The organism is Knoellia sp. LjRoot47, from assembly GCF_964253435.1.
Classification (GTDB): Bacteria; Actinomycetota; Actinomycetes; order Actinomycetales; family Dermatophilaceae; genus Knoellia.
In genome coordinates, this window is record NZ_CAXUQS020000001.1 from 1,203,450 (window position 1) to 1,225,432 (window position 21,983).

Here is a 21,983-nt window from a genome sequence, read left to right on the forward strand (position 1 = left end):
CGACCCAGCAGACAAAGGAGAGCTGAACCATGAAGGTGATTCTCACGCACGAGGTCTCCAACCTCGGCACCGCCGGTGACGTCGTCGACGTCAAGGACGGCTACGCCCGCAACTTCCTCTTCCGTCGCGGTCTCGCGACGGGGTGGACCAAGGGCGCGCAGAAGCAGGTCGACTCGCTCGCCAAGGGCCGTGAGGTCCGCGCGGTGAAGTCGCTCGAGGAGGCCCAGTCGATCAAGGGCAACCTCGAGGCCAAGGCCGTCACGGTCCCCGCGCACGCCGGCAAGGAGGGACGTCTCTTCGGCGCCGTCTCCACCGCCGACATCGCTGCGGCCGTCAAGACCGCCATCGGCACCGACATCGACAAGCGCAAGATCGAGGTCCCGACCCCGATCAAGACCACGGGTGCCCACCAGGCCCTCGTCCGTCTGCACCCCGAGGTGCAGGCCAAGGTCGAGCTCAACGTCGTGGCCGGCTGACCCAGCCGCACACACCGACTGCGCCCCGACTCGCCACGCGAGCCGGGGCGCAGTCGCGTCCGGGGTCAGGGAGTGCCGGTCAGCTCGCGCCGGACGACCCGGCGGCGCAGCGTGGGCGAGGCGACGACCTCGTAGCCGGCCTCGACGAAGACCTGCAGCAACCCGACGGAGGCCTCGTCCCAGATGACCGTCTTGCCCGGTGGTGGCTCGATCGGGTAGCCCTCGAGCACCCGCGCGCCGACGCGCTCGCCGTACTCGACGGTGGCGTGGGCGAGCTCGTACATCAGCCCGGTGCGTCGGTGGCCCTTGGCGACGACGAAGCAGGTCACCGACCACACTCCCTCGCGCTCGGGGTCCATCCGCATCCACGGCTGCTTGCGGCTCCACAGCCGCGGGTAGTTCTCGCGCGGCTCGACCGCCACCCAGCCGGCCACCTGCCCGTCGACGTAGCCGAGGAGTCCGGACGTCGGACCACTCGTGCCGCAGCCGGTCTGCTCGAGCAGGGCGGCGTCGCGCTGCGCCTGCGTGGTGTCGCGCCAGATCCAGCCCGGGACCTTCATCGCCTGGCAGCGGCACTTGTGCGCGCCGCCGGTCGCGAACACCGCCTCGACGTCCTCGGTCGGCGCGTCGTTGGCCGGGAGCCAGGTGAAGGCGGGCATGGCGTGAGCCTAGGGGCCGGCGGCGGCTCCGTCCCGGCGGTGCGCGGCCGGGCTGTCGGGGCCGTCGCCTAGGTTGGCGGCCATGGCAGCGAAGGGTGCGCGACCGGCATACCGGTGCACGGAGTGCGGGTGGACCACCGTCAAGTGGGTCGGTCGGTGCGGTGAGTGCCAGTCCTGGGGGTCGGTGACCGAGGTCGGTGCCGTGACCGCGCGCACGACGCCCGCCAAGAGCGTCGAGCGTCCGGCCGTGCCGATCGGCGAGGTCGACTCGAGCCGTGCCCAGGCACGGGGCACCGGCGTGCCCGAGTTCGACCGTGTCCTCGGGGGCGGGCTCGTCCCCGGCGCCGTCGTCCTCGTCGCGGGGGAGCCGGGCATCGGCAAGTCCACGCTGCTGCTCGACGTCGCCGGGCGAGCGGCCCGCGGTGGCGAGCCGGGTCACGAGCGACGCGTCCTCTACGTCAGTGGCGAGGAGTCTGCGGCTCAGGTGCGCAGCCGGGCCGAGCGCATCGAGGCGATGGCCCGCACCCTCTATCTTGCGTCCGAGACCGACCTCGCCACCGTGCTCGGCCAGATCGAGCAGGTCGAGCCCGACCTCGTCGTCATCGACTCGGTCCAGACGATCAGCAGCGCCGAGGTCGACGGCTCGGCGGGCAACGTCTCCCAGGTCCGCGAGGTCGCGGCGAGCATCATCGCCACAGCCAAGTCCCGGGGCATCGCGACCCTCCTCGTCGGCCACGTCACCAAGGACGGCTCGATCGCCGGTCCGCGGGTGCTCGAGCACCTCGTCGACGTCGTCGTCCAGTTCGAGGGCGACCGGCACAGCCGGCTGCGCCTCGTGCGCGCGGTCAAGAACCGCTACGGCCCCACCGACGAGGTCGGCTGCTTCGACCTCTCCGACGTCGGCATCACCGGGCTCGCCGACCCCAGCGCGCTCTTCCTGTCCAACCGGACGGCCGCCGTCCCCGGCACCTGCGTCACCGTGACCCTCGAGGGCCGGCGTCCACTCGTCACCGAGGTCCAGGCGCTCGTCGACCAGAGCGAGGTCCCCAACCCGCGGCGGGCGACGAGCGGCCTCGACTCCTCGCGGGTCGGGATGATCCTCGCGGTCCTGGGCACCCGGGCGCGCGCCCCGATCGGTCGCAAGGACGTCTTCGCCTCGACGGTGGGTGGCGTGCGCATCACCGAGCCCGCCGCCGACCTCGCGATCACCCTTGCGCTGGCCAGTGCGATCAACGACCAGCCGCTGCCGACGGGCACGGTCGCCTTCGGCGAGGTGGGTCTGGCCGGTGAGCTGCGACCTGTCACCGGCGCCCACCGCAGGCTGGCCGAGGCGTCGCGGCTCGGGTTCACCACGGCGATCGTCCCGCCCGGGGTGGTGGGGGGTGGCCCCGTCCCCGACGGACTGCGCGTCATCGAGGTCGGCAGCGTCCTCGAGGCCGTCCAGCTCTCCGTGACACCGGTCGGCTGAGACCGCGCCCCGGGCGCCGACACGGTGACCCGGCTGTGACCGGACAGACCAACCGGAGCGCGCTCCCGCGCCGTTAGACTCGCGATCGGGTCAGGGAGACCTGACCTGCGACGACCTGGAGGGAAGCACGTGGCCACGCCGCTGCACGAGGACGAGCTGATGCGGACGACACTCGCTGCCGTCGCCCCCGGAACCGAGCTGCGCGACGGACTCGAACGCATCCTGCGCGGCCGCACCGGTGCCCTCATCGTTCTCGGCCAGGACCGCACGGTCGACTCCATCGCGACCGGTGGCTTCCCGCTCGACATCGAGTTCTCCGCGACGCGTCTGCGCGAGCTCGCCAAGATGGACGGCGCGATCGTCTGCGACCGCGACGTCACCAAGATCCTGCGGGCCGCCACCCAGCTCGTCCCCGACGCCACCATCGAGACGAGCGAGTCCGGCACCCGGCACCGCACCGCCGAGCGGGTCGCGAAGCAGACCGGCTTCCCGGTCGTCTCGGTGAGCCAGTCGATGCGGATCGTCGCCCTCTACGTCGGCGGCAGCCGCTTCGTGCTCGAGGACTCGAGCGCGATCCTGTCCCGCGCCAACCAGGCCCTGCAGACCCTCGAGCGCTACAAGCAGCGCCTCGACGAGGTCACCGGCACCCTGTCGGCCCTCGAGATCGAGGACCTCGTCACCGTGCGCGACGTCGCCAACGTCCTGCAGCGCCTCGAGATGGTGCGCCGGATCAAGGACGAGATCGGCGACTACGTCCTCCAGCTCGGCACCGACGGCCGCCTCCTCAGCCTCCAGCTCGAGGAGCTCACCGGGGCGCTGTCCGACGACCTCGGCCTCGTCATCCGCGACTACCTCCACGAGTCGCGCGGCGAGCACGACCTCGAGCGGGCGATCGCCAACCTCACCGACATCGACGCCACCGAGCTGCTCGACCCGGCCGCGGGCGCGAAGTCGCTCGGCTTCACCGTGGTCGGCGACGCCCTCGACTCCTCGGTGAGCCCGCTCGGCTACCGCATGCTCAGCAAGGTGCCGCGACTTCCCGGTGCCATCGTCGACCGCCTCGTCGAGCACTTCGGCAGCCTCCAGAAGCTCCTCGCTGCCGGGGTCGACGACCTCATGAGCGTCGAGGGCGTCGGCGAGGGTCGTGCCCGCCTCGTCCGCGAGGGCCTGTCCCGTCTGGCGGAGAGCAGCATCCTCGAGCGCTACGTCTGAGCCTCGGCATGGCCACCACAGCCCGCCCCTCGGGGTCCGAGCTCGCGTCCCTGCACGACGAGATCCTGCGCTGGTATGCCGTGAGCTCGCGCGACCTTCCCTGGCGCGACCCGTCGTGCTCACCCTGGGGCGTGCTGCTCTCCGAAGTGATGTCGCAGCAGACCCCCATCGCCAGGGTCGAGCCGATCTGGCGCGAGTGGATGGCCCGGTGGCCGACCCCGGCCGACCTCGCCCGCGAGTCACCGGGTGAGGTGGTGCGGGCCTGGGGCCGGCTCGGCTACCCGCGACGCGCCCTGAGGCTGCACGAGGCGGCGACCGCGATCGCGCACCGGCATGATGGAGAGGTGCCGCGCGACCAGACCGAGCTGCGGGCGCTGCCCGGCATCGGGGACTACACCGCGGCGGCGGTCGCGGCCTTCGCCTTCGGCGACCGCTCGGTCGTCGTCGACACCAACGTGCGCCGGGTGCAGGCACGGCTCGTGAGCGGACTCGCACAGGCGTCGCCGTCGATGACCCGGGCCGAGGTCTCGCTGGCGCAGGAGCTCCTGCCCGACGACGACGAGGACGCCGCGACCTGGAACGTCGCCGTCATGGAGCTGGGCGCCCTCGTCTGCACCGCCCGTGCGCCCCGGTGCGACGCCTGCCCGGTGAGCGCGAGGTGCGCGTGGGTGCTCGGGGGGCGGCCGGCATACGACGGTCCGCCCCGGCGTGGGCAGAAGTGGCACGGCACCGATCGGCAGGTGCGCGGCATCATCGTCCAGGCGCTGCGCGAGAGCGCCGAGCCGGTCGCACGTGGGCTGCTCGCTCCCGGGCGCGACGAGGTCCAGGTCGACCGGTGCCTCGCCGGGCTCGTCGAGGACGGGCTGGTCGAGCCGGTGGAGGGCGACCGCTACGCCCTGCCCGGGCACGAGGAGGCGGCGGGATGAGCGCCCCCGACGAGCCGACCGAACCGCTGCGTCCGGTCGACCCGACCGAGCCGCTCGAGCCCGTCGACCGGGGCCGACGGGTTCCCCCGGACCCCTACGGCGTGCGCGCGGGCGCGACCCGGGCGTTGAGGGTCATGGGCCGCGGCACGGTCGGCGGTGCGCGGATCGCCGGGAGGGGCGGGCGTGCCGGTGCCCAGCGGGCCCGTGCGTTCGCCCGGTCCCAGGGAGCCGGGGAGAGCGGCCTGGCCCGCCTCGTGGAGCTGCACTTCGTCAACATCTGCGGGGATGCCGCGCTCACGGTGAGCCTCGCCGGCACGATCTTCGCGATCCCCACCGACGAGGCTCGCGCCCAGGTGGCGCAGTTCCTCGCGCTGACGATGGCGCCGTTCGCGCTGCTCGCGCCGTTCATCGGACCGCTGCTCGACCGCTTCCGGCACGGCCGACGGTGGGCCATCGGGACGACCCTCGCGCTGCGGGCGTTCCTCTGCTGGGTCCTCGCGACCGCCGTGGCGACCGACTCGCCGTGGCTCTTCCCCGCGGCGCTCGGCTGCCTCGTGTCGTCCAAGGCCTACGGCGTGACCCGCTCGGCCGCCATCCCCAGGCTGCTGCCCGACGGGTTCACGCTCGTCAACGCCAACTCGCGCATCGCCCTCTCCGGGGTGGCCGGCATGGCCGTGGGTGGCGGCCTCGCCGGTGCGGTCGCCCGGATCGGGCCCGAGTGGTCGCTGCGTCTGGCCTTCGTCATCTACGTCGTCGGTACCGTCCTCGCGATCCGCCTGCCCTCCCGTGTGGACTCGGCAGCCGGCGAGGAGGACATCGAGGACACGGTCGACCTCTTGCCCGCTCGGGCTCCTGACCCCGCAGCTCCGCCGTCCGCGCGACGGCCCGAACGGGCAATGAGTCGCATGGGCGATCGGCTGCGGGCGCGGGTGCTGGCGCTGCCGGCGACCGTGCGGGCAGCCCTCGTGAGTGCCATGGGTGGCCGGCTGCTCACCGGCTTCCTCACCCTCTTCATGGCCTTCCTCATGCGCGAGCACCCGATCCCGGGCCACAGCGGGACGCTCGTGCTCGCCCTCGTCGTCGGGGCGGCCGGGGCCGGCAACGCGCTCGGCACGGTCGTCGGCAACGCGCTCCGCCGACTGCCACCGGACCGGATCGTCGCGGCAGCGTTCCTGCTCATCGTCGCCGCGGCTCTCGCGACGGCGATCGCCTACTCGCTCTGGACGCTGCTCGTCCTCGGGCTGGCCGCCGGGCTTTGCTCTCAGGTCATCAAGCTGAGCACCGACGCGATCATCCAGCGCGACGTCGCCGAGAACGTGCGGACCCAGACGTTCGCCTGGTCCGAGACGGTGCTCCAGATCGCGTGGGTGGTCGGCGGGGGCATCGGCATCGCACTGCCCCTCGTGCCCCAGCTCGGGTTCGGGGTCATCAGCGGCCTGCTCGTGGCGGTGCTGCTGCTCTCGATCCAGGTCCGCCGCCGAACCGGCTCGCTCGCCTGACCACCGGCGGGTCAGAGCACGCGCAGCATCCGGGTGTTGCCCAACGTGTTGGGCTTGACCCGCTCGAGGTCGAGGAACTCGGCGACGCCCTCGTCGTAGGAGCGCAGCAGCTCGAGGTAGACCTCGGGCTCCACGGCCTGCCCCTCGATCGGCGTGAACCCGTGCCGCGCGAAGAACTCGGTCTCGAAGGTGAGGCAGAACAGCCGCTCGACACCGAGCTCGCCCGCGCGCTCGACGAGGCTCTGCAGGATCCGCGAGCCGACCCCGTGGCCGAGGACCGCGGACGACACCGCGAGGGTGCGGATCTCGGCGAGGTCCTCCCAGAGCACGTGCACCGCGCCGCACCCGACGACCTCACCGTCCTGTTCGGCCACGACGAAGTCGCCGAGGGACTCGTAGTAGGCCACCGCCTCCTTCTGCAGGAGCACCCGCTGTTCGGCGAGCGGTGAGACGAGGGCCCGCATCGCTCGGACGTCCTTGGTGCGTGCCGGCCGGATCCGTATGCCGTCCGCCCGAGCCGCGCTGTCCTGGGCCGCGGGTGCTGTGGGAGCGGGCGGCGGTGCGGGAGGAGTGGGGGGCGCGGACGGCTCGAGGGGGGCGGACGGCATACGGACCAGTATTGCTGCCGGGACGCGAACCGGCCGCCCGCGCACGAAGCGCGGACGGCCGGTTCTTCAGGTGCGACGGGTGTCGCGACAGATCAGCGGGTCTTGTAGACCGGCTGGCTCTGCGGGTTGAGCTCGTCCATCTTGACCTTCGCTGCCTTCTGCAGGCTGGGCTCGGTGATCTTGAGGACGTCGAAGCCCTTGCCGAGGTCGGAGGAGAAGATGTGACCGTTGTAGTAGTACGACGACCAGGTGCCGCCGCCGCCACCGCCGACGCCGCCGTTCGGGCCGCGCTCGAAGTAGCCGATCTCACGCGGGTTCGCCGAGTCGGTGAAGTCCCAGATCGACGTGCCACCCATGTACCAGGACTGGACCATGATGTCGCGGCCCTTGACCGGGATGAGCGAGCCGTTGTGGGCCACGCAGTTCTCGCTGTCGTTCTGGTGACGCGAGATCTTGTAGTACGACTTGAAGGTGAGCTTGTTGCTCTTGCTCAGGTCGTAGATGGCGTTGGCGCCACGCTTCGGGCCGACCGTCGTGTTGCAGGTCGCGCGACCGCCGCCACCGAGCTCGTCGGTGAAGACGACCTTGGTGCCGTCGTTGTTGAAGGTGGCCGAGTGCCAGAACGCGAAGTTCGTCGTGTCCTGGACCTTCTCGATGACCTTCGGCGCGACCGGGTTGGAGATGTCCATGATGACGCCGTCACCCATGCAGGCACCGGCGGCGATGTTCTTGGACGGGTACGCGGTGATGTCGTGGCAGCCGGTCGTGGCCGAGTAGGAGTCACCGGAGGGCTGGACGCCACCGGGGTTGCCACCGTCGGGGAAGAGGTTGGGCTCGGCGACGACCTTGGCCTGCGTCGGGGCCTTCTTGGGGACCTCGATGATGCTGATCGAGTCGTGCGGCGGCTGGCAGTCCGGGTAGTCCGCGCGCGGCGAGTAGGACGACACGTAGATGTAGTCGCTCTTCTTGCCGGGCACGAGGGTGTTGGTGTGCGAGCCACAGGCGGTCTCGACGGACTTGAGGTACTTCGGCACGCGCGGGTTGGAGACGTCGAAGATCTTGATGCCCTCCCACGACTGCTTGAGCGTCGTCGGCGACGTCGTCGACGAGCATGAGTCGTCGCTGCGCGAGGAGTCGGTCGACAGGTAGAGCAGGTCACCCGAGATGGTGATGTCGTTCTGCGAGCCCGGGCAGTTCACGCGCGCCAGGACCTCGGGGGAGGCGGCGTTGGTGACGTCGTAGATGACGAAGCCGTTGTAGTTGCCGACGAACGCCTTGTTGCCCGAGAAGGCGATGTCGCTGCCGGTCCCGTCGACGGGCGTGACGTGAGGGGTGTTGAACAGGTGCTGGACGTTGGCGCTGCGACCGACCTGGTCGGGGGCGAGCTCGACGCCCGACTTGCCGACTGCTTCCGGTGGGACGTCTGCGGCGCTGGCCGATGCCACGCCCCAGCCGCTCGCGGCGAGCGCGGCGACCGCCGCGATCCCCACTGTGCGGGAAAGTCTCATGGTTCCTCCTCCGTCGGGCCAGCCGCGAAGGACCGCCCAGGTGTGTGTCCGGTCCGGTCATCGTTGTATAAAAATTCCACGGTCCGGGTAAAGGGAGGGTAAGAACTGCCTACTGGCGAGTTCGGTCCAGATCGGACTGTCGCGGTGGACAGGATCGCCAACTACAGTGCGGCACATGCCGATTCGCCGCTCCACGTCAGCCGTCGCCCTCGCCGGCCTCCTCGCGCTCGGCCTCTCCGGCTGCTCGGGGGAGCCGAAGGCGCAGCCGGTGCCGCGCACTCCGGGCGCGACATCGAGCGACCCGGTCATCCAGCCGGGACGCCCCGGCGAGCCCAACGCGACGCTCAGCGGTGGTGTGGCGACGGTGGCTCCGAGGACGGTGTCCAAGGACGACGTGACCTTCTACCAGGACATGATCGTGCACCACTCGCAGGCACTCGTCATGGTCGAGACGGCCCTGCCCCGGATGACGGACACGCAGGTGAAGTCCCTGGCCTCGCGCATCGGTGACGAGCAGAAGCCCGAGATCCTCACGATGACGACGTGGCTCCAGGAGCGCAAGCAGGAGGTGCCGCCGCAGGCGACCAACCCTCGGCTCGGCGACCACGACCACATGGGCATGCCCGGCATGGCGACCCCGGCCCAGATGGCCGAGCTCGCGCAGGCGACCGGCGTCGCCGCCGACCGCCTCTTCCTCACCCTGATGATCAACCACCACAAGGGCGCCCTGACCATGGTCGGCGAGCACGGCAAAAACTCTGGCGAGGAGGTCGTCGAGGAGATGGCCGCCGACATCAACGTCACCCAGGCCAAGCAGATCTCGCAGATGCAGGGCATGCTCGCGCGCCTCTCCTGACGAACCCAGGGCACACGAGAAGGCGGCGTATGCCGGGGACTCGCGTCCCGGCATACGCCGCCTTCGTCGTGCGGTCGGGTCCTTCAGGGGACCCGGGTGCTCACTCGCCCGAGGCGGTGGACCCGCTGCTCGGCGGAGCCGAGGCCCCGGCGGTGACGACGGGGACCTCGATGGCGTGCGCGTGCGCGGTGCCCTCGAAGGTGAAGGTGTCGTCCTTGCCCTCGCCGGTGGCGTCGACCGCGACGATCTCGCCGGCCTTGAGCTCGCCGAAGAGGATCTTCTCGGACAGCACGTCCTCGATCTCGCGCTGGATCGTGCGACGCAGCGGTCGCGCACCGAGCACAGGGTCGTAGCCGCGCTTGGCGAGCAGCATCTTGGCCGCGGGCGTGAGCTCCATGCCCATGTCCTTGTCCTTGAGGCGCTTGTCGAGCTTGGCGATCTCGAGGTCGACGATCTGGATGATCTCGTCCTGCGTGAGCTGCGGGAAGACGATCGTGTCGTCGACGCGGTTGAGGAACTCGGGGCGGAAGTGCTGCTTGAGCTCGTCCGTGACCTTGTTCTTCATGCGCTCGTAGCTGCTGCGCGTGTCGGGGCCGGCGGTGAAGCCGAGGGCGCCCTTGGTGATGTCACGCGTGCCGAGGTTGGTCGTCATGATGATGACGGTGTTCTTGAAGTCGACCATCCGACCCTGGGAGTCGGTGAGGCGGCCGTCCTCGAGCACCTGCAGCAGGCTGTTGAAGATCTCGGGGTGGGCCTTCTCGACCTCGTCGAACAGCACGACCGAGAACGGCTTGCGCCGGACCTTCTCGGTGAGCTGGCCGCCCTCTTCGTAGCCGACGTAGCCGGGAGGCGATCCGAAGAGCCGCGAGACGGTGTGCTTCTCGCTGTACTCGGACATGTCGAGCTGGATGAGGCTGTCCTCGTCGCCGAAGAGGAACTCGGCGAGCGTCTTGGCGAGCTCGGTCTTACCCACACCGGTCGGACCGGCGAAGATGAACGAGCCACCGGGGCGACGCGGGTCCTTGAGGCCGGCGCGGGTGCGACGGATGGCCTGCGACAGCGCCTTGATGGCGTCGTCCATGCCGACGACGCGCTTGTGCAGCTCGTCCTCCATGTGGAGCAGCCGCGAGGACTCCTCCTCGGTGAGCTTGAAGACCGGGATGCCGGTGCTCGCCGCGAGGACCTCGGCGATGAGCTCCTCGTCGACCTCGGCGACGACGTCGAGGTCGCCGCTCTTCCACTCGTTCTCGCGCTGGGTCTTCTCGGCGCGCAGGTTCTTCTCGTCGTCGCGCAGGCGCGCGGCCTTCTCGAAGTCCTGCCCGTCGATCGCCGACTCCTTCTCGCGCACGACGGCCTGGATCTTCTCGTCGAACTCGCGCAGGTCCGGCGGTGCGGTCATCCGGCGGATGCGCAACCGGGCGCCTGCCTCGTCGATGAGGTCGATGGCCTTGTCCGGGAGGAAGCGGTCGTTGACGTAGCGGTCGGCCATGTTGGCGGCCGCGACGAGAGCGCCGTCGGTGATCGAGACGCGGTGGTGTGCCTCGTAGCGGTCACGCAGGCCCTTGAGGATCTCGATCGCGTGGGCCAGCGTCGGCTCGGCCACCTGGATCGGCTGGAAGCGGCGCTCGAGCGCGGCGTCCTTCTCGATGTGTTTGCGGTACTCGTCGAGGGTGGTCGCACCGATGACCTGGAGCTCACCGCGGGCGAGCATCGGCTTGAGGATGCTCGCGGCGTCGATGGCGCCCTCGGCCGCACCGGCACCGACGAGGGTGTGGATCTCGTCGATGAACAGCACGATGTCGCCGCGAGTGCGGATCTCCTTGAGGACCTTCTTGAGGCGCTCCTCGAAGTCACCGCGGTAGCGGCTGCCGGCGACGAGCGCGCCGAGGTCGAGGGTGTAGAGCTGCTTGTCCTTGAGGGTCTCGGGGACCTCTCCGCGCACGATGTCCTGGGCGAGGCCCTCGACGACGGCGGTCTTGCCGACACCGGGCTCACCGATGAGGACGGGGTTGTTCTTGGTGCGGCGGGACAGCACCTGCATGACCCGCTCGATCTCCTTCTCACGCCCGATGACCGGGTCGAGCTTGCCCTCGCGGGCAGCCACGGTGAGGTTGCGACCGAACTGGTCGAGCACCAGCGAGCCGGCGGGGGTGCCCTCGGCGGGGCCACCCTGACCGACGCCTGCGGCAGCGCCCTCCTTGCCACCCTGGTAGCCCGAGATGAGCTGGATGACCTGCTGGCGCACGCGACCGAGGTCCGCGCCGAGCTTGACGAGGACCTGGGCGGCGACGCCCTCACCCTCGCGGATCAGGCCGAGGAGGATGTGCTCGGTGCCGATGTAGTTGTGGCCGAGCTGGAGGGCCTCGCGCAGCGAGAGCTCGAGGACCTTCTTGGCGCGCGGCGTGAACGGGATGTGACCGGTCGGGGCCTGCTGGCCCTGGCCGATGATCTCCTGCACCTGCTCGCGAACGGCGTCCAGAGAGATCCCCAGGCTCTCGAGGGCCTTGCTGGCGACACCCTCACCCTCGTGGATGAGACCGAGGAGGATGTGCTCGGTGCCGATGTAGTTGTGGTTGAGCAGCCGCGCCTCTTCCTGGGCGAGGACGACCACCCGGCGGGCCCGGTCGGTGAACCGTTCGAACATGGTGCTGGCTCCTGACTGATATGAGTCACCTCGATGCTATCCCCGCTGCCTGTATGCCGTGACGTCCCTTCGTCGGACCGTCACCGAATCGGGAGCAGCGGGAGTGCCGCGAGGTGTGTCATGGCGTCCAACGCGGGGCACCTGCCGCGTGTTCCACGCCTGAGCCGAGTCGGCTCATGTTCGCTGTCGGCGGACGCCGTTCGCCGGCCTCGCCGCCTCGACATTCCCGCCCGAAGTGGGTTGTGTGCACTGGGCAGCACCGCCGTGGCCTGGCGCAGTGCACACTTCCGGGGCCCAGTCGAAAGGTCGGTCAGCCCGCGGCGCCGGTGCCGCCGGTCTTGAGGATGCGGATCGTCGTCGCATCGGCCTTGGTCGCCACGACGGTGACCTCGTCACCGGTGGCGAGGGTGCTCACCTTCTTGGCGAGGCGGTCGCGGCTGTCGGCGCCGATCGTGTAGGTCGCGGAATAGCCGTCGGTGCTCCTCACCGTGAGCTTGTCGGCGGTGACGCTGGTGACCGTCCCGCGCTGGAACAGCACGGTCCGGGTCGCGGCGCCGCCGTCCCCGGGGACGACGGCCTCGCCGTGCAGGGCTCCGCCCGCACCCATACCCAGCCCCATCCCCATGCCGGGGAGGTCGCCGCTGCCGCGTCGGTCCTGCCCGGGTGGTGACTGCTCGCGAGAGCCGGGGCCGCGATCGCCCTGGCCCGGGTTCATCTGGCCCGGACCGCGCATCCCACCGTCGTTGCTCGACGTCCAGACGCCCCGGTCGCGTTCGCCACCGAAGTGCCGCGCCAGGCCGACTGCGACGAGTCCCGTGACGAGGAGGACGACCAGGCCGAGGCTCGCGGCCGCCACGACGACGGCCGCTGTGCCACCGGTGGTCGACATGGTGTCGTTCCACGTGGAACGCCGGGCCGGGGCAGCCGCGGCCGTCGCGGCAGGTGCCGCTGGGGGCGCCTGCTGCGGGATCGGGCCGGTGGCCGCCGGGGGTGACCCGGCCGGGTTCGGCGGCACCTCGTGGGGCTCAGGGGTGCCGGGCTGCTGGGGCGTCTCGCTCATGGGAGGTCCTTCCACTCCCGTCCATGATGTCCCTCCAACCTGAGACTCCGCCGGGAGTCGGCTCCGAAGCCACCTGCCGTCGAGGCGGTGCCGCGCCTTCCGCGGCCCGCGCCCCGCGGGGCGCCGGCGCGTGAGGTGGGCGCGGGGTCCCACGGTCCCCACGGGCTGGCATACGGGCAGGTCCGCGGGCGCGGTCGCACTGGCGACCACACCCGCGGACCCGAGGCGTCACTCGTCGTCGCCGAGGCGGAGGACGAGCTGCGTGCCCATCGGCGCGGACTGGACGAGCCGCATCCGCGCGAGCGCGGGGTGGTCGTCGAGCAGCTTGGCGCCGTTGGCGAGCGAACGCAGGGCCGCGGTCTCGGCTCGGGCCGCCTCGAGCTGTGCGGCACCGCGCTGGCGGGCCGTCGCGAGCTCGAGGGTCGCCGCCCGGACCTCGGCCGGGACGATGACGTCCTTGACGACGACCTCGGTGACCGCGACCCCGACCGGTCGGGCCACCGAGGCCACCGCCGCCGTGAGGGCGGCGGCGTCGAGGCCGGAGCCTCGCTGCGCGACCGTGTCGAGCGTCAGCCCGGCGACGGCGTCACGCAGCGCGACCTGAGTGCCGAGGTAGACCAGCGCGAGCGGGTCGGTCGCGCGCTCGAGCCACGCGACCGGGTCCGCGATGGCCCACCGCACCGCCGCCGAGACGCGCACCTGCACGCCGTCGACGGTGAGGATCTCCTGCGGTGGCACGGCGAGCAGCTGCTCGCGCAGGTCCACGACGACATACGTCGCCCGGCGCGCCCGACGGTGGCGGCCCGGCTCCAGCACCCGGGTGGGGGCGCCGTCGACGAGCTCGACCGCGGCGCAGTGGGCCGGGACGGAGACGTGGATGAGGAACATGGGCAACCTCCTTCGGGGTGCGCCGGTGGGACGGGTGATTTGGCGTCGGACATGACGGGGCCGGGGCGATGGCGCCGGTCGGCGGACGCTCGCGCGGGGCTGCGGGCGTCTCCCTGACCACCCGGGCCGCAGGCACTCGCGTCCGGAGCTCCGACCGGCACCACCTGTCTGGAAGAGCGGGAGTCGAACCCGAAGCCTTGACAGGGCATGCCCGTGGATCCATCGACGAGAGGCGATGCGCAGGACCGGTGTGCGGCACGCCGCTCCGACTGCTTCCTCTCGCTTGTCCGTGGATCAGTGTGCGGACCGGCGTATGCCGTCCGCCACCGAATTCTTTTCGGGGCGGTCAGCCGCGGCGCTGGCAGTTGCCGCACCAGAAGAGGTTGCGGCCGGCGACGACCTGGGTCCGGATGCGCGACCCGCAGACGTGGCAGGCCTCGCCCTGCCGCTTGTAGACATAGGACTCGCGCTCGGTGAGCCGGACCTCCTCGCCCTCCTCGAGCAACCGCGCGACCTCGTCGACCTGCTCGTGGACGGTGACGATCTTGCTCGTGGCGACGCCGAGCGGGAGCAGGGCGACGAGGTCCTCCCAGATGGCCCGCCACGTCTTGCGCTGGAGCTTGTTGCCGGGCCGGAAGGGGTTGACCCGCAACCGGAACAGCACCTCGGAGCGGTAGACGTTGCCGACCCCGGCGAGCACCGCCTGGTCCATGAGCAGCTCGGCGATGGGCTTGCTCGAGCGCTGGATCCGCTTCCACGCGAGGTCGGGGTCGGAGCGAACGTCGCTGGGGCGCAACGGGTCCGGGCCGAGGCGGCCGAGGATCTCGTCGACCTTTTCGGGAGTGACGACGTCGCACACCATGGGTCCGCGCAGGTCGGCGACGTGGTCGTCGGTCGCGAAGCGGCACCGGACCTGGCCCACGACCGGCATCTCGCCGGCATACGACGTCGTGTCGATCGTGAAGGTGCCGATGAGACCGAGGTGCACCCAGAGGATGCGGTCGCCCGCGAACTCCACGAAGAGGTGCTTGCCCCACGACGTCGCGCCGAGGACCTCGGTGCCGCTCACGAGCGCGGCGCCGTCGGCGAACTTGCCCTGCGGGCTCGAGACGACAGGGGACGTGCCGCGGAAGGCGGTGTCGAGGTCGCGGGCAAGGGCGTAGAGGGTGTGGCCTTCGGGCATGGAGTCAGGAGGCCTTCTTGGTGGCCTTCTTCGCCGTCGCCTTGCTCGTCGCCTTCTTGGCCGCGGCCTTCTTGGCGGGTGCCTTCTTCGCGGCGGCCTTCTTGGCCGGCTTGTCGTCCGACGTCTTCGCGGCGGGCTTCGAGGGAGCCTCGCCACGGGAGGCCTTGGCCTTCTCGACCGACTTGGCCAGGGCCGCGAGCAGGTCGACGACCTCGCCGGACTCCTCGGCCTCGACGACCGGTGCCTTGACCTCGCCGCCCTCGACCTTGGCCTTGACGAGGGCCTGGAGCGCGATGGCGTAGTCGTCCTCGTAGTCGTCGGCCTCGAAGTCACCGGCGAGCTGCTCGATGAGGAGCTTGGCCATCGCCATCTCCTTGTCCGTGGCCTCGCCGGCCTCCTCGACGTGGGCGAAGTCGGCCTTGCGGATCTCGTCGGGCCACAGCATCGTCTGCATGACGATGACGCCGTCGCGCACGCGGAGCACTGCCATCGTCATGCGAGTGCGGATCGAGACGGTGACGACGGCCATCCGGCCCTCGGACTCGAGCGCCTCGCGCAGCAGGATGTAGGGCTTGGTCGCGCTCTTGTCGGGCTCGAGATAGTAGCTCTTGTCGAGCAGCATCGGGTCGATCTGGTCCGAGGGCACGAACTTCTCGACGTTGATCTCCTTGGACGACTTGCTCGGCAGGTCGCTGAAGTCCTCGTCGGTGAGGATGACCATGTCGCCGTCCTCGGTCTCGTAGCCCTTGGCGATGTCGTCGTACGCGACCTCCTCGCCGTCGATGCTGCAGGTCCGCTTGTACTTGATGCGGCCACCGTCCTCGCGGTGCACCTGCCGGAACTGCACGTCATGGTTCTCGGTCGCCGAGTACAGCCGCACGGGCACGTTGACCAGCCCGAACGAGACCGCGCCCTTCCAGATCGCACGCATGGGTCAACTGTATGCCGCTCACGGGCCACCTCGGCGGGCGTCGGCCGACCCTCCTGGAACGACCGAGGGGGCCCGGCTCTCGCCGGACCCCCTCAGTCGTTGCTGCGGACTGCCCGCTACTTGACCTTGCCGTTGACCACGGTCACCGAGGTGGTGCCCGTGCCGGTGGTGACGTGCGCGTCACCGTTGTAGGTCACGACGATCGACTTGGTGCCGATCGTGCCGAACGGTCCGAGGACCATCGTGGCGCGCCCGCTGGCGTTCAGCGTGGCGTTCCTCGAGACGCCGTCGACGAGGACGGTGACCGTGCCCGTCGGCGTCACGTTCGCCGCCGCCACGGTGATCGTGAGGGTCGTCGAGTCCTTGTTCTTCTGGAGCCGGTCCGGCGAGGGCGTCGCGGTGACGGTGGCCGCCGCCTTGACGACCGTGACGCTGACCGTCGTGCTCGACCCCTCGTGCGAGGCGTCACCCGAGTAGGCGACGGTGAGCACGTGGGTGCCCGGCTCGAGCGACTTCGCGGCCAGGGCGACGGTGGCCGTCCCGCCCGAGACAGGTGCCGAGCCGAGCGTGTTGGCGCCGAGCGAGACCGTCACCGTGCCGGTGGCACCCGACGGTGTCACCGTGGCCACGACCGAACCGGGCGCACCGTAGGTGATCTGGGCGGCGGTCGCGCTCACGCTCGAACCAGCCTTGACCGCCGTGAACGGCACCGAGGTTCGCGTGCCCGTCTGGGCCCCGACGATGTCGAGACGCTGGGTGCCCGGCGTCGTGGACGCCGGGACGACCACGTCGACGCTCGCCGTCCCGTACTCGTCGAAGGTCGCCGTGCCGATGGTGTTGTCGACCGGGAAGGTCCCGAGGGGCTGCCCGCCCAGCGACACCGCCACCTGCGCGTCCTTCGTGTCCGCTGCCGTGGAGAACGCCAGCGACGAGAGCGTGAACCGCACGTGGTCACCGGGCGCGTAGGTGCTCGGTGCGGCGGCGGGGAAGTCCACGCCGACGGCGTGCTGCTGGTAGTCGGGCACCAGCGGCGGGTCGTCGTCGCCGGCGAACTCCGCCATGTAGTCGACCATGGCCTGCAGGTCGGTCACGCCGGTGTCCTGCTTGTTGGTGCCCTGGGAGAAGGCGTTGAAGTTGTCGCCTCCGGCCGCGAGGAAGGAGTTCGCGGTGACGGCGTACGTCGTGCCGAGACCGATGGCCTGACCGTCGAGCCACATGTCCTTGATCCGGGAGCCCTGTGCGGCGTCCGGGTCGTAGGTGTAGGTGAAGCCCTTGGAGAGGCCGAGCTTGAGGAACGGCCTGGCCGCGCCTGCCGGCTGCCACTGCTGCTCGAGGGCGGCCTTGATCTGGGCACCGGTGAGGTCCAGGTTCACCAGGGTGTTGGCGAACGGCTGCACGTCAGCGGCCTGTCGGTAGGACAGCACCCGCGGGTAGTCCGTGCCGGTGCCGGCCATGTCCTGCCGGAGACCACCGGGGTTCATGAACCCGATCTGCGCGCCACCCACGGTTGCGGGGGTCGCCCAGCGCTGGACCTCGGCGACCAGGTTGCCCAAGGTCGACTCCTGGCCGCGGTTCTCGGTCGTCCCGTTGGCCAGCTTGCCCCGGTTGAAGGGAGCACCGAGCTTGCCCAGGGGCACCGCACCGAGGGGACCGGCCTTGGCGACGGCGTCGTCGACGACCGCCTTGGTGGCCGGGTCGACGGGGAACTGGGCCACGCCGGCGCTGTTCTCCAGGGGCACGATCGACTGGGTCTTGGCCTGGACCGTTCCCGTGCCGTTGTCCACGGTGAACACGAGCTTGTTGAGGTTCACGCCGTACTGGCCGGCCGAGACGACGGGGCGTTCGGTGACCGGTCGACCCGCCCACCCGGCAACCGGGAAGGAGCAGTCGTAGGCGAGGTGCGTGTGACCCGAGATGATCGCGTCGACGTTGTCGTTGACGCCCGTGACGACCGAACCGAAGTCCGAGGTCGGGTCGTCGTCCATGGTCGCGCAGGTGGTGGTCGGTGCGCCCTCGTGGACGAGGAGCACGATGACGTCGACACCGGACGCCTTGAGCGCGTTGGCCTCGGCGTTGGTGGCGGCGACGACGTCACTGATCTGCACGCCCTGGATGCCGGCCGGGGAGACCAGCTCGTCGAGGTGCTCGGTGACGGCCCCGATGAAGCCGACCTTGACGCCGTTCATCTCCTTGACCCAGCTGGGCTCGAGGAGCTCGCTGGCCGGAGCGCCGGCCTTGGTGACGTTGGCGCCGATGTACTTCCACGCCGCACCGCCGTACGGGTTGGTCGAGGCGTCGTAGGGCGCCATGACCCGCTTGAGCAGGTCGTCGTAGCCCTGGTCGAACTCGTGGTTGCCCACCGCCGAGACCTCGAGCCCCGCGGCGTTGAGGGCGTCGATCGTCGGCTTGTCCTTCTGGATGAAGGACTCGAAGGTCGACGCACCGATGAGGTCACCCGCGGCCGCGAACACCGTGTTGGCGTTCTCGCTCCGCATCTGCTTGACCGCGCCCGCGAGGACGGCGGCGCCGGCCTCGTTCGGGTACGGTGCACCGGTGTTGTTGAGCAGACGACCGTGGAAGTCGTTGGTGCCCAGGATCTGGATGTCCACCGGGCCCGTGGCCGGGGCGGTGTTGATGCCGATGATCTCGGGGTTGTGGTCGGAGGACCGGAACGCGTTGGCGGCGTACAGGTCCGTGACGTTGGTGTTGTAGCGGCTGTACTCGTACCAGAGGGGCTCGTACGAGTTGATGTCCCAGATGTCGACCGCGTTGACGTCGGCCTTGGCGGGCGCGTTGGCGAGCGCGTGGTCGAGCGAGCCGATCTGGCCGTCGAAGTTGTAGCTCTCCTCCTCGGGGTCGCTGGTGGACTCGAGGTTGGTGTAGCCGGCCGCCTTGAGGACCTGGATCGGGTCCTCCTCGCTGTAGGCGTTGAAGTCGCCGGCGAGGAACATGCGGGTGATGCCACGGGTGGTCTGGAAGTCGTTCGCGAACGCCACCAGCGAGTTGGCCTGGAGGACCCGACGGTCGTTGGCGTTGCCCTGACCGTTGGGGTCTGGGGTGCCCGAGCCCTTGGACTTGAAGTGGTTGACGATCACGCCGAAGGCGTTGGCGTCCGCCGTGCCGACCTTCTTGAAGGCCTGGGCGAGCGGCTCGCGGGCGTCCGCGAAGGCCTCGGTGCCCGTCGACTGGTCGGCCAGGACGACCGACTCACCGACGGGTGCGGCGTTGGCCGGCTTGTAGATGAAGCCGGTGCGGATGACGTCCTGCTCCGAGAGCGGCGGCAGGGCGCTGGCGGCGGGGGAGGGCACGAAGGCCCACGTGCCGGCGCCGGCGTCGGCGTTGAGCGCGGTGACGAGCTCGCCGATGGCGAAGTCGCGGTTCTTGCCGAACTGCACCGAGTTCTCGAGCTCCTCGAGGGAGACGATGTCGGCGCCGACGGTGTTGATAGCCGCCACGATCTTGGCCCGCTGACGGGCGAGGTTGGCCTCGTTGGCCGCGCCACGGGGACCGTTGGGGTTGCAGGAGTTGTTGGTGATCCGGTTGCCGGCGCGGTCGGTGAAGTAGGTGCAGCTGCCGAGCCCGGACGAGACGAACTCCTCGCCGGTGGTCGGGAAGAAGTTCAGCACGTTGAACGTGGCGAGCTTGAGGTCACCGCCGACGTTCTGCGGTGCGGTCGGACGGGTCTGCTCGATCTCGAGGGCACCGGTGGGGGCACCGACGACCTGGGCCTGCGGCAGGATCCGCCACGCGTTGAAGCCGAACGTGAAGACCACGGGCTTGGTGAAGGTGACGCCCGCACCGACCCGCATCGTGTGGGTCGGGGTGAGCCACGGAAGCGGCTGCGTGGAGTTCTGCGTCGTCGAGAAGGTCAGACTGGAGGCGTCGTCGAGGATGATTCGGTGCGCGTCGTTGTAGTTCTTGCGCGCGGTGACGGCAGCCGTGGCCTGGGCGTCGATGACCTCGGTCGGGGAGACCAGGGGCACGGAGCTGTTGGCGGCGACGCCCATCTCACCGCGGTTGGCGGTGGAGTTGGTGCCGTCGTTGTAGTACGGACCGCCGTCGTAGACGTCCGTGAGGGTCCACGGCGCCGTGGGCTGGAAGAGCTCGCCCTCGGAGACCTCGCGCGCGGTGTCGAGCGCTGCTCCGGTGAGGCAGGCGTCGCCGGGCAGGGCGCAGTCGGTGCCGGGGACCACGGTCTTCGGCGTGACGGTGCCGAGAGCGGCGACCGGGGTCACCGACGAGGCCACGATCTGGGTGGCGCCCGAGAACTCGGTGGCCGTGCCGGCCACCCGGACCGAGTCGCCGACCGCGGGGTAGGTCGCGAAGCCGCTGGTCCCCCCGTAGACAAAGATCGCGTCGGAGGCGTCAGCGGTGTCCGCGCCGGGCGTCTGGATGTAAAACCCGTTGAGCCCACCGGTGGGGTAGCTCGCGGTGACGACGCCCTGGGTGAGGACGTCCTGGCCGGAGAAGGGGGTGGTGGCGCCGGTGCCCTGGATCTCGGCGATCGGGCGCAGGGCCGCGGCGGCGCTGATCGTCCAGGTGAAGGCGGTGGAGGCGGTGGCCGGGGTCGGTGCCGAGTCGGTCACCGTCGCGGTGACGTCGTAGGTCCCGGCGGTCGTCGGGGTGCCCGACACGGCGCCGTTCGGGGCGACCGTGACTCCTGCGGGCAGCCCGGTGGCCGTCCACGAGTACGGAGCGGTGCCGCCGGTGGCCGCCAGGGTGAAGCCGGCGACGGGTGAGCCGGCCTGGCTGGTCTTGTTGCCCGGCGCCGTCGCCTCGAGGGTCGCCGGAGCGACGGGGCCGGCGTTCGTCGGCGACGGAGCCGCCGTGCCGAACTCGGTCGAGTTGTTGTCCGCATCGGCGGCGGTGCGGTTGACCGACACGGAGGCGGTGCCCGCGACCGTCGCGGCGGCCGTCTCGAAGCTCGTGGAGCCGCTCACGCCGACCATGTCGACGATGCCCGCGGCGCCGGCCGTGTTGCCGGTCGTCGTGATCGCCGTCGAGCTGCTGAGGAGGTAGACCTGTCCGCCTGCCGCGGCCATCGCGAAGGTGGCCGGAGCCGCATCAGGGGTCGGCAGGGCGGCGCCGTTGGCTCCCGTCGCACTCATCTGGATGAGGTACTTGCCGTTGGCGGGGATCGAGCCGGAGAGCGCGAAGGGAGCCCCACCCGAACCGCCACCGGCGGCGCGGTAGTGGATGTACTTGCCGGCCAGGCTCACCGGGCTGGACGTGGGGTTGGACAGCTCGACGAAGTCGGCGTTGTAGAGCGCGCCGGCGTTGCCGCCCGCTCCGTAGACCTCGGAGATGACGACGTTGGGGCTGACCGCGCTCGCCGGGGTGGAGAACCCGGAGGCGAGCGGGGCGACGACCAGGCCGAGCAGGGCCGCGGCAGCGCTGGTGCGACGGCCGCGACCTCCTCTCGACACCAAGGCAGGGGGACGGAGCACGAGAGGGCCTTTCGACAGGGCGCAGGAAGACGGGGGCCACGAGATGTTCCACCCCGGTGCGGCAGCACCCTCCGGAGCAGTCCGGTGGTGAGCCGGGATCAAACTAGGGGGTGGCACCGACAGAACGGAATGGCGAGAGTTGCCAAGAGCGCCGGGAGGACAGGGCCGGAGATCGCGCCGGCGGAGCCGGAGCCGGAGTCGGAGCCGGAGTCGGCGCCCGGTGCCTGACGGTCAGGTGGGTGCGCCGCCCTCGCTCGAGAGCAGGAAGCTGACGATCGCGATGTAGAGGGCGATCGGTCCGACGAAGACGATGAGTGCGATGACGGCGAGCACGAGGGTCCAGCCGACCACGCCCCGCAGCACTGGGTCCCGTGGGGAGAAGCGCAGGTGGAGCTCGCCGACCAGCCAGATGAGCGCGAACGGGCTGAGCACCACGGTGGTGCCGACGGACGCCCAGCCCACGCTGCGCAGGGTGCCCGACGTCGTGTTGCCGAACCGCGAGCCGAGCATGAACACGACCGATAGGACGAGCGCGAACCCGACGGCCCACGGCAGGTTGCTTCGTCGCGCCGTGCCGGCCCCCTGCTCCATGGCGGTATTGAACACGGGCACTGCCGC

16 protein-coding genes are annotated in these 21,983 nt (G+C 70.6%); 6 read left to right on the forward strand and 10 right to left on the reverse strand.

Going from position 1 to position 21,983, the window contains the following annotated elements:
- Nucleotides 1-29: 29 nt before the first annotated feature.
- A complete protein-coding gene (rplI, locus tag ACSQ11_RS05905) occupies nucleotides 30-476 on the forward strand; it encodes a 50S ribosomal protein L9 (RefSeq protein WP_436003959.1) in 447 nt (148 codons plus the stop codon).
- Between the two features lie 65 nt (nucleotides 477-541).
- Here rplI and ACSQ11_RS05910 read toward each other — a convergent pair whose 3' ends face one another.
- Nucleotides 542-1,135 carry a GNAT family N-acetyltransferase gene (locus tag ACSQ11_RS05910; RefSeq protein WP_436003960.1) on the reverse strand — a complete coding sequence of 198 codons (594 nt, stop codon included), beginning with the start codon at nucleotides 1,133-1,135 and terminating at the stop codon, nucleotides 542-544.
- Between the two features lie 82 nt (nucleotides 1,136-1,217).
- Here ACSQ11_RS05910 and radA point away from each other — a divergent pair, with 82 nt between their 5' ends.
- From radA to ACSQ11_RS05930, 4 genes are all read left to right on the forward strand, one after another.
- Nucleotides 1,218-2,603, forward strand: coding sequence for a DNA repair protein RadA (gene radA / locus ACSQ11_RS05915; protein ID WP_436003961.1), 1,386 nt, complete (start codon nucleotides 1,218-1,220; stop codon nucleotides 2,601-2,603).
- A 159-nt stretch (nucleotides 2,604-2,762) separates the two neighbouring features.
- Nucleotides 2,763-3,815 carry a DNA integrity scanning diadenylate cyclase DisA gene (gene disA / locus ACSQ11_RS05920; protein WP_436003962.1) on the forward strand — a complete coding sequence of 351 codons (1,053 nt, stop codon included), beginning with the start codon at nucleotides 2,763-2,765 and terminating at the stop codon, nucleotides 3,813-3,815.
- An 8-nt stretch (nucleotides 3,816-3,823) separates the two neighbouring features.
- Nucleotides 3,824-4,741, forward strand: coding sequence for an A/G-specific adenine glycosylase (locus ACSQ11_RS05925; RefSeq protein WP_436003963.1), 918 nt, complete (start codon nucleotides 3,824-3,826; stop codon nucleotides 4,739-4,741).
- The gene (locus ACSQ11_RS05930) at nucleotides 4,738-6,240 is read left to right on the forward strand and encodes an MFS transporter (protein ID WP_436003964.1); all 1,503 of its coding nucleotides are present in this window, start codon (nucleotides 4,738-4,740) and stop codon (nucleotides 6,238-6,240) included. The genes ACSQ11_RS05925 and ACSQ11_RS05930 overlap by 4 nt, the downstream gene beginning before the upstream one ends.
- A gap of 11 nt (nucleotides 6,241-6,251) precedes the next feature.
- On the opposite strand, the gene ACSQ11_RS05935 is transcribed toward ACSQ11_RS05930, so the two are convergent.
- Nucleotides 6,252-6,848 (reverse strand): amino-acid N-acetyltransferase, encoded by a 597-nt coding sequence (locus tag ACSQ11_RS05935; protein ID WP_436003965.1) that lies wholly within the window; start codon nucleotides 6,846-6,848, stop codon nucleotides 6,252-6,254.
- 92 nt (nucleotides 6,849-6,940) lie between these two features.
- The gene (locus ACSQ11_RS05940) at nucleotides 6,941-8,356 is read right to left on the reverse strand and encodes an LVIVD repeat-containing protein (RefSeq protein WP_436003966.1); all 1,416 of its coding nucleotides are present in this window, start codon (nucleotides 8,354-8,356) and stop codon (nucleotides 6,941-6,943) included.
- A gap of 175 nt (nucleotides 8,357-8,531) precedes the next feature.
- On the opposite strand from ACSQ11_RS05940, the gene ACSQ11_RS05945 reads away from it, so the two are divergent.
- A complete protein-coding gene (locus ACSQ11_RS05945; RefSeq protein WP_436003967.1) occupies nucleotides 8,532-9,212 on the forward strand; it encodes a DUF305 domain-containing protein in 681 nt (226 codons plus the stop codon).
- Nucleotides 9,213-9,312: 100 nt separating this feature from the next.
- On the opposite strand, the gene ACSQ11_RS05950 is transcribed toward ACSQ11_RS05945, so the two are convergent.
- The 7 genes from ACSQ11_RS05950 to ACSQ11_RS05980 all read right to left on the reverse strand — a co-directional run bounded on the left by ACSQ11_RS05950 (nucleotide 9,313) and on the right by ACSQ11_RS05980 (nucleotide 21,956).
- Nucleotides 9,313-11,856 carry an ATP-dependent Clp protease ATP-binding subunit gene (locus ACSQ11_RS05950; RefSeq protein ID WP_436003968.1) on the reverse strand — a complete coding sequence of 848 codons (2,544 nt, stop codon included), beginning with the start codon at nucleotides 11,854-11,856 and terminating at the stop codon, nucleotides 9,313-9,315.
- A gap of 310 nt (nucleotides 11,857-12,166) precedes the next feature.
- Nucleotides 12,167-12,916 (reverse strand): hypothetical protein, encoded by a 750-nt coding sequence (locus ACSQ11_RS05955; protein ID WP_436003969.1) that lies wholly within the window; start codon nucleotides 12,914-12,916, stop codon nucleotides 12,167-12,169.
- A 228-nt stretch (nucleotides 12,917-13,144) separates the two neighbouring features.
- Complete coding sequence (locus ACSQ11_RS05960; protein ID WP_436003970.1) at nucleotides 13,145-13,804, reverse strand: slipin family protein; 660 nt, start codon at nucleotides 13,802-13,804, stop codon at nucleotides 13,145-13,147.
- Between the two features lie 346 nt (nucleotides 13,805-14,150).
- The gene (locus ACSQ11_RS05965; protein WP_436003971.1) at nucleotides 14,151-14,987 is read right to left on the reverse strand and encodes an Fpg/Nei family DNA glycosylase; all 837 of its coding nucleotides are present in this window, start codon (nucleotides 14,985-14,987) and stop codon (nucleotides 14,151-14,153) included.
- A gap of 4 nt (nucleotides 14,988-14,991) precedes the next feature.
- A complete protein-coding gene (locus tag ACSQ11_RS05970) occupies nucleotides 14,992-15,918 on the reverse strand; it encodes a Ku protein (protein WP_436003972.1) in 927 nt (308 codons plus the stop codon).
- A 116-nt stretch (nucleotides 15,919-16,034) separates the two neighbouring features.
- Nucleotides 16,035-21,344: an ExeM/NucH family extracellular endonuclease gene (locus ACSQ11_RS05975; protein ID WP_436003973.1), complete on the reverse strand. Its 5,310-nt coding sequence runs from the start codon at nucleotides 21,342-21,344 to the stop codon at nucleotides 16,035-16,037.
- Between the two features lie 252 nt (nucleotides 21,345-21,596).
- On the reverse strand, nucleotides 21,597-21,956 hold the full coding sequence (locus tag ACSQ11_RS05980; protein ID WP_436003974.1) for a hypothetical protein: 360 nt from the start codon (nucleotides 21,954-21,956) through the stop codon (nucleotides 21,597-21,599).
- Nucleotides 21,957-21,983: the final 27 nt, after the last annotated feature.

Excerpts from the sequence above, each read along its gene's own strand:
- rplI (WP_436003959.1), top strand. The coding sequence starts at position 30 with ATGAAGGTGATTCTCACGCACGAGGTCTCCAACCTCGGCACCGCCGGT.
- ACSQ11_RS05910 (WP_436003960.1), bottom strand. The coding sequence starts at position 1,135 with ATGCCCGCCTTCACCTGGCTCCCGGCCAACGACGCGCCGACCGAGGAC.
- radA (WP_436003961.1), top strand. The coding sequence starts at position 1,218 with ATGGCAGCGAAGGGTGCGCGACCGGCATACCGGTGCACGGAGTGCGGG.
- disA (WP_436003962.1), top strand. The coding sequence starts at position 2,763 with ATGCGGACGACACTCGCTGCCGTCGCCCCCGGAACCGAGCTGCGCGAC.
- ACSQ11_RS05925 (WP_436003963.1), top strand. The coding sequence starts at position 3,824 with ATGGCCACCACAGCCCGCCCCTCGGGGTCCGAGCTCGCGTCCCTGCAC.
- ACSQ11_RS05930 (WP_436003964.1), top strand. The coding sequence starts at position 4,738 with ATGAGCGCCCCCGACGAGCCGACCGAACCGCTGCGTCCGGTCGACCCG.
- ACSQ11_RS05935 (WP_436003965.1), bottom strand. The coding sequence starts at position 6,848 with ATGCCGTCCGCCCCCCTCGAGCCGTCCGCGCCCCCCACTCCTCCCGCA.
- ACSQ11_RS05940 (WP_436003966.1), bottom strand. The coding sequence starts at position 8,356 with ATGAGACTTTCCCGCACAGTGGGGATCGCGGCGGTCGCCGCGCTCGCC.
- ACSQ11_RS05945 (WP_436003967.1), top strand. The coding sequence starts at position 8,532 with ATGCCGATTCGCCGCTCCACGTCAGCCGTCGCCCTCGCCGGCCTCCTC.
- ACSQ11_RS05950 (WP_436003968.1), bottom strand. The coding sequence starts at position 11,856 with ATGTTCGAACGGTTCACCGACCGGGCCCGCCGGGTGGTCGTCCTCGCC.
- ACSQ11_RS05955 (WP_436003969.1), bottom strand. The coding sequence starts at position 12,916 with ATGAGCGAGACGCCCCAGCAGCCCGGCACCCCTGAGCCCCACGAGGTG.
- ACSQ11_RS05960 (WP_436003970.1), bottom strand. The coding sequence starts at position 13,804 with ATGTTCCTCATCCACGTCTCCGTCCCGGCCCACTGCGCCGCGGTCGAG.
- ACSQ11_RS05965 (WP_436003971.1), bottom strand. The coding sequence starts at position 14,987 with ATGCCCGAAGGCCACACCCTCTACGCCCTTGCCCGCGACCTCGACACC.
- ACSQ11_RS05970 (WP_436003972.1), bottom strand. The coding sequence starts at position 15,918 with ATGCGTGCGATCTGGAAGGGCGCGGTCTCGTTCGGGCTGGTCAACGTG.
- ACSQ11_RS05980 (WP_436003974.1), bottom strand. The coding sequence starts at position 21,956 with ATGGAGCAGGGGGCCGGCACGGCGCGACGAAGCAACCTGCCGTGGGCC.